Origin of the sequence: Prosthecobacter sp. (assembly GCF_044373815.1) — a bacterium.
In the GTDB taxonomy this organism is placed as follows: domain Bacteria; phylum Verrucomicrobiota; class Verrucomicrobiia; order Verrucomicrobiales; family Verrucomicrobiaceae; genus Prosthecobacter.
In genome coordinates, this window is record NZ_JBIPNG010000372.1 from 1 (window position 1) to 6,658 (window position 6,658).

The following is a 6,658-nucleotide window of genomic DNA, read 5'->3' on the forward strand; positions in this document are numbered from 1 at the left end:
GACCACAGTGATGACGATCCCCCCAGGCGGCTCCGCTACGGGCCCTGGATTCCTCGACGAAAACATCCTGAGCATCACCACTACCACCTTCCCCTTCGGCAATCCCATTGTGACCATCATCAGTGATACGGTTTACGCACGCGACATCGTCAGCTTGAACGAAGCCCCCCGGCGCTTCATGCGCCTCAGCATCACCCGCCCTTAGCGGAAAGATTTCGTCGATGACACGTCAGATGCCATACGAGCCTCCTGCCTGCATCCGTTTTGTTCGCCCTTGTTCTCGCGATGGTCTTGCACATGGCGGTGCCTGATCATCAGTTCATGACTCCACGGCCTAGCCTCTGCATCAGAGCCGAAACAAAGGCGCTCTCATGCTGTGGGCTCATGAATGCCGATCTTGGAATGATGTGAAAGCGAAGTCCTGTAAGTCGTATGACGACCTTGTCGGTAAGAGTGGCCATCTCTCTGACGCATGACCAGCTCGTCACGGTCTGATTGGCGGCTGTGGCCTCAAAGAGCCCTTCATCTCTAGTCTCAAAGCGATGCCCTCCCAGCACACCAGGCTGAATAGCAGCAAGGCATGCAGATAGCGCTGAAACGACAAGAGCAAATGAAACCGGCAGCATGGCGAATAGAGCAACCCTGAGAATGGCAGCAAAGGCGCTCGAAAGGGTCGGACTAGAGCCGTGTGATAGACCAATGCAGAAGGAAATCACTCCCAAGGCGAACATGGCGAGGGTCACAGTCCGCAAGAGTCGAGAACGCAGTGCCATCTCAAAGACCCCGGCAAACACACTGCCGGGCGTAAGGTTCGTCTGGACTGCCAAATGGGCTGGATCAGCGGTTGTCATGGCGTATTGAGTGGGGCGAAAGACTCGGGATCAGGCGACGGCGAGCGGTTAGCGTCGATGACACGACGGATGCCATACGAGCCCCCTGCCTGCATCCGTTTTGTTCGCACTTGTTTCGACTGTGATCAAAGTAGTCATGGTTGTCGTTCTGGCAGTCTCAAATCGTCTAGGAGACTCTCAATCTCGGTTTGCAAGCGTAGTGGCGGGTGCTCAGTCAACAATATTGGACCGATTGTTCGTTCGCACGATTCAAGTGTGACGCAAAGCCAGTATAGAGGATGGGACAAAATGTGTCCGTTGGGGGTGAGTCTAATCGAACATACTTCGGAGGTAAGGAAACGCCATGCTCCCCGGCCAGCGTCATCGGTAACCTCAATGGTGACAGCATCTCCAACCAAGGTCAATCCGCGCGGTCGGTAGATGATCGCGACGAGCGCCGTCATAGCAGCAATCGTGAAGACAACAGTCTGGAAGCCCTGTGTCCTCCCAGATGCTGTGCCGACGAACCACGGAAGCGATCCGAAGCATACGGTTCCGCCAACTATCAAAGCGAATAGTCGCCAGTATCTCGGAACGTCAGACTGCACGTTAATTCTCATGGTTGGGCGAACGTCTCGGATCAGGCGACGGCGAGCGGGAATGGAGCGAACCGAGCGGAGCGAGATAGACAGCCAAAGGCTGCCCGTAGGGTGCGAGTGGGAACTCGCATCAACCGACATAGCTTGCAAAAGGCAACCCGAAGGGCAGCGCCGGGAGGCGCTGGCAACCGTCGATGACACGACAGATCCCATACGTGCCCCTGCCTGCATCCGTTTTGTTCGGCCTCGTTGGTGGATATGCTGCTTTCATGAGTTCCAGTAGGTGCTCTCTGGAATGCCTCTGGCTCGGAAAAGGGCGGCCACTGGGTCATCCCGATGCCGGATACTCTCCAGAGTCGTCTCGTCAACGACATCGGAAAGGGGTATGTTAGAAGATAGTCGTTCAAGCAGAGCTGCGGTCAATTGGGTGTGCCGCTTGAGGATCGTCGATGTCGAAATGACAGAATCTCCAGCGTCATTGATGTGTGTGACGGAAGCTCCTCGTGCGAGCAACTCTAAACAAATCTCTGTCCTGCCAAGCTGAACCGCCTCCTGGAGTGGTGTGGAGCCGAAGTGGTTCACTGTATCAATCTCAGCTCCAAGCTCAATCAACTCCGAAACCAAGGACGAAGCATCCTCGACGGCCATCCAATGCAGCAGCGTCTCTCCAAGGCCACTTCGTGCATCCAAAAGCGACCTGTCCCGCCTTAGCCGCGACAACGCTTCTTGTGGTGCGGACAGAAGAAGGTCACGCAACTCGTAAAACGGAGGTCTGGTAGTGTTGTTAGCCACGGGTGACTCGGCTAGTTGGGCGAACGTCCCGGATCAGGCGACGGCGAGCTGGAACCGTCGATGAGACGACAGATGCCATCCGAGCCCCCTGCCTGCCTCCGTTTTGTTCGGCATTGTTCATCCTTGAGATTCACATATCATGACCGGCGCTCCAGATGGATCTATAGCCAGACACATTCGTTGCCCCTTCCAATTGTAGTTCACCGTCATCTCCTGGTGGATGCGCCCACCGGCAGCTTCAATCTGCGAAACACTTCGTTCATAGTCTTCGACGTCAATGTAGGGCAGCCAGCCTGAGACCCAATTGGGAAAGACGGCAGAGTCACAAATTCCGAGCACCTCCTGCCCTCCGTCCTGAACCAAATACGATGTATGCTCTGCATCCTCCTCTACCGGAGATCGCTCGAATCCAAGAACACTTTCGTAGAACCGTGAAGTTTTATCCGGGTTGTCGACGACCATGTCGATCCAGTTGATGCGCCTGATTTTGTTCATGGGATGTTTTTTTTGGCGAACGTTTAAATTGTGTCGACCGAGGGCGGCGGAATCATGCGCCGAATCGCCAAAGAATGCAACGCCGCCCGAAAGTTGGCACCAGTGCTTTGTTGGGCATCATGATTTGCGGGGGTAGGGACCCAGATGCTCGTGAGCGATCAACCAGCGGCCATCAACCTTGAGTAAAATCGATGTGCCACGCCCGCCCCCAGACGATTCCTGGCCGTCAATCAGGCCCTTCCATCTGTATTCGTAATGGCAGGACGCCATTCTTTCCGTCACAGCGGTCCAAGATACGTCGTGAATGCTATACTCCTCCTCCTGAATCAAGCTGAAGGTCTTCTCAAAAGCGGCCTTGGCCGCTTCCTTCCCTACAAACGTGCTTTCAGTGAAGATGAAAACGGCATCATCAGTGACACGGGGAGCAATTTCGTCCCAGGAGTGCGTGTTGAGCTTTTGGACGTAGTTGGCAAGGGCATCCGTATGATTCATTCTCATTTCAGCTGCAGAGAGTGTTTGGAGTAGTGAAAGCAGCAAGATGGCCATGTGTTTCATGCTCTGATTTGCCTAACGACCCCAAGCTCAGCGCATTATTGGGCCATCGTAAGTGGCTTGTCTGCTCAATCTGCAGGCTGTAAAGAATTATGGCTGATTTGATTTTACGCGGCTTTCAAGGATTTGCTTCGCCGTCTTTATTGCTGCGTATGCATCTATTTTTCCGTATCCCCAAGTTGTGTTCGGAGTTTGCCCAGTGAATGAGTCGCGGCGGGCGGTTTGTTGAAGGATACGTTTTGCCGTAACTGCATCAAGGCGTGGGTTCGCCTCCAACATCAAGGCAATAATTCCGGCTACCATCGGATTGGCTGCACTCACTGCATTAGCCCTGCCATATAAGCCTCTGCCGTCCTGGATCACGTTGAAGCGAAACGTCGCCCAATGAGACCTCGGATTGTAGGTTGTAAATACGCTGTCACCCGGCGCGCAAAAATCAATGCCCAGGCGCCCGTCCGCGGTGGGGCCAACGCTGCTGCCTTTCCAAATCTCGCCCACCTTGCCCTCGTCGATATGAGAGCGAGGATGGCCATCGATATCCGTCCAACGAACGCGTTGGACATAATCTCCCGGGCAGATGTTGTGATACGCTGAAGCCCCGTCCCAAATGGTCCCGACAGGGACAGAATTGCCATTCAAGAGCGTCGTTCGGTTGTGTTTTCTTTTCGTTCCCTCATCGCCGGGGCCCGTCACAAAAATCAGGCCCGGCTTTCCCGGCCCCACGGTCTGATCGATCTTGCGGCACAACTCGCTGCTTCCATCAGTCGCGCCCCCTTGGGACCCGACGTTCAGGACCATCACACAGGGAAGGCCGAGTTCGCGAGCTTTCGCTGTAATGAAATCGATGGCGACCGCAACTCGGTTCATCTGCCAAAAGAAAGGCTCTGCCTCCTCGCCATCATGCGCAGGCGTGCCGTCAGCGCAGATCTTCACAACGAGAATGGACGCATTTGGAGCCATGCCTCGGTATTTTCGGTCAGCGCTGTTACGACCGTTTCCGCAGGCGATCGCTGCCGTGGTGGTACCGTGGCCGACGGCATCACGCGTTGCCAAGGGCGTCTTCGAGGCGATCGCTTGGTTGATGTCACTTTTGGTGTAGATCGTGCCCATCCCGTAGGTGTTCAACGGGGCTTTCGCCCCACGATCATCCGTGAGGTCATAGATGTACTCGATACGCGTGGAGCCGTCTTGATTGCGAAAGTCGTCATTCTGCCAGTCGATTCCACGATCCATCACGGCAACCAGAACCCCTTGGCCCGTCACTTTGAATTCTGCAGACGCCTTGTCCACGCCGGTCTCGACTCGCGCCATATCCATAGCCTGCAGTTCCGTAATGATCAGACTCTGGCACAATAAGATTCCCTGTAGGATGAGTTTTAAGCGTTGCATGATCGATGGGCCTAACCACTTGATGAAAAACAATTCTGTCGAGTACGTCAACAATGTTTTGGGGCACAGATTTGACCACTTTTCCTATCGCAAGGAGGAGACCTAGGTACGCTGATGCCGGAGTTATGTGCTGTGGCATGGAAAAAGGCACCGGCCTTTAGCCCATGAGAATTCACGCGCGGATGCAATATCGGGAGACTCTCACTTCGTTGACATCTCCCATGCCACTCCAGAACCATCACTGGATCGAAACCGAGCGCACCCGCATGCGCCCCTTCGAGGAAGCGGATGCCGAGCATGCCTTTGACTGGTTCTCTGATTTCGAGGTGATGCAGTTCATTCCAGGAGGGGCGGACCTCACGCTGGAGGACTCGCGCCGCCGCATCCATCGATACCGCGAACATCAAAAACTTCATTGTTTCAGCAAACGGCTGATCCTTCATCGAGAAACCGGCAAGGCCATGGGCGACAGCGGTTTGTTTTATCTTCCCGACGGGAAACGCATTGAACTCGGCTTTCGTCTGGCGAAACCATACTGGGGCCAGGGTTACGCGATCGAGGTCGGCCGTGCCTGGCTCGAATGGTTTGACACACACCACGCAGTGGAACCCCTGTTCGCAGATGTGCATCCAGATCACTTACGCTCCCGGCGTGTGTTGGAAAAACTTGGCTTTGACTGCTCCCACAAGGAAACCATTCTCGGCATGCCGATGCTGATTTACCGTCGCCGTTAGTTTTCGCCACCTTCCCCATACTCTGCCCACCATGAAACACCTTCTTCCGCTTCTGCTCCTCGCCACATCATCCACATGGGCCGTGGATCTGGCCGCCCTAAAACAGAACGCCCAAAACGCCGCCGAACAAAGCCAGGTCGAACTCCGCCTCGACCAGCCCTACGCCGGCACCGACAACTCCAAACAAAAAGTCGACCTCTACCTCCCAAAGAAACGCAACAGCGACAAGCCCCTCCCAGTCGTCGCCCTCATCCACGGCGGCGGCTGGGTCAATGGCGACCGCCTCGGCTATGCCGCCGCCGCCATCCAGTTCGCCCGCACCGGCGACTACGCCTCCGTCGCCGTCGGTTACCGACTCACCAAAGAAGCCCGCTGGCCCGCGCAAATCTATGACTGCAAAGCGGCCATCCGCTGGATCCGCGCCCACGCCAAGGAGTTCAATCTCGACCCCGACAAAATCGCCGTCATGGGCAGCTCCGCCGGCGGCCACCTCTCCTCCCTCATCGGCACCAGCGGCGACGTCAAAGAACTCGAAGGCGATCTCGGCCCCAACACCACCTTCAGCAGCCGCGTCCAATGCGTCGTCAACCTCTGCGGCCCCCAAGACTTCACCCAGGCCCTGATGTTCGACAAAGAAAAGAAGCCCATCCTCAAAGACGATGCCGTCATCGGCCTCCTCGGCGGTAACTACGAAGAAAAGCACACCGAAGCCGTCGCCGCCTCACCCGTGACCTACGTCACCAAAGACGCCCCACCCTTCATCACCTTCCACGGCTCCGCCGACCAACGCGTCGCCTTCCTCCATGCCGAGGCCATCCACGCCGCCCTCCAAAAAGCCGACGTTCCTTCATTGCTCATCCCAATCACCAACGGCGGCCACGGCTCCGTCAGCCATCCCGAAGTCATCGCTCGCGCCAAACTCTTCGTCGGCAAAACCCTGCTCGGTTCCGATGCCACTATCGACACCACGCCCATCCCCGCTCTGCCAGAAAAGAAAAAGTAGGCATCATGTACACGCCCGCGCATTTCCAGATCGACGACCGCGATACCCTGAACGCATTCATGCGCCAGCACAGCTTCGCCACCATCGTATCACACGACGGCAAAGTTCCGCAGGCCACTCACATGCCCGTTTTGCTGAATCCGACACAAGGTTCGCACGGTTGTCTGCTCTCCCACATGGCCCGCGCCAACCCCCAGTGGCGCCATTTTTCCAGCTCCGAAGTCCTCGTCATCTTCACCGGCCCTCACGCCTACATCTCGCCCG

9 protein-coding genes are annotated in these 6,658 nt (G+C 56.1%); 4 read left to right on the top strand and 5 right to left on the bottom strand.

Features of this window, described 5'->3' with window-relative positions; all coding sequences use genetic code 11:
- Positions 1-205: hypothetical protein (locus ACIREA_RS23450; RefSeq protein ID WP_397384771.1), on the top strand; the 205-nt coding region annotated here is incomplete at its 5' end.
- A 109-nt stretch (positions 206-314) separates the two neighbouring features.
- Here the strand turns inward: ACIREA_RS23450 and ACIREA_RS23455 are convergent.
- From ACIREA_RS23455 to ACIREA_RS23475, 5 genes are all read right to left on the bottom strand, one after another.
- Positions 315-851, bottom strand: coding sequence for a YcxB family protein (locus ACIREA_RS23455; protein ID WP_397384772.1), 537 nt, complete (start codon positions 849-851; stop codon positions 315-317).
- A gap of 845 nt (positions 852-1,696) precedes the next feature.
- A complete protein-coding gene (locus ACIREA_RS23460; RefSeq protein ID WP_397384773.1) occupies positions 1,697-2,221 on the bottom strand; it encodes an ankyrin repeat domain-containing protein in 525 nt (174 codons plus the stop codon).
- Positions 2,222-2,338: 117 nt separating this feature from the next.
- Complete coding sequence (locus ACIREA_RS23465; RefSeq protein ID WP_397384774.1) at positions 2,339-2,716, bottom strand: VOC family protein; 378 nt, start codon at positions 2,714-2,716, stop codon at positions 2,339-2,341.
- A 117-nt stretch (positions 2,717-2,833) separates the two neighbouring features.
- Entirely contained in the window at positions 2,834-3,271 is a 438-nt protein-coding gene (locus tag ACIREA_RS23470) for a YybH family protein (RefSeq protein ID WP_397384775.1), read from the bottom strand.
- Positions 3,272-3,358: 87 nt separating this feature from the next.
- Positions 3,359-4,657: a S8 family serine peptidase gene (locus ACIREA_RS23475; protein WP_397384776.1), complete on the bottom strand. Its 1,299-nt coding sequence runs from the start codon at positions 4,655-4,657 to the stop codon at positions 3,359-3,361.
- Between the two features lie 221 nt (positions 4,658-4,878).
- Here ACIREA_RS23475 and ACIREA_RS23480 point away from each other — a divergent pair, with 221 nt between their 5' ends.
- From ACIREA_RS23480 to ACIREA_RS23490, 3 genes are all read left to right on the top strand, one after another.
- Entirely contained in the window at positions 4,879-5,391 is a 513-nt protein-coding gene (locus ACIREA_RS23480; RefSeq protein WP_397384777.1) for a GNAT family N-acetyltransferase, read from the top strand.
- A gap of 31 nt (positions 5,392-5,422) precedes the next feature.
- Positions 5,423-6,394, top strand: coding sequence for an alpha/beta hydrolase fold domain-containing protein (locus ACIREA_RS23485; RefSeq protein WP_397384778.1), 972 nt, complete (start codon positions 5,423-5,425; stop codon positions 6,392-6,394).
- 5 nt (positions 6,395-6,399) lie between these two features.
- Positions 6,400-6,658 (top strand): FMN-binding negative transcriptional regulator (locus ACIREA_RS23490; protein WP_397384779.1); only part of this gene is annotated, 259 nt, incomplete at its 3' end.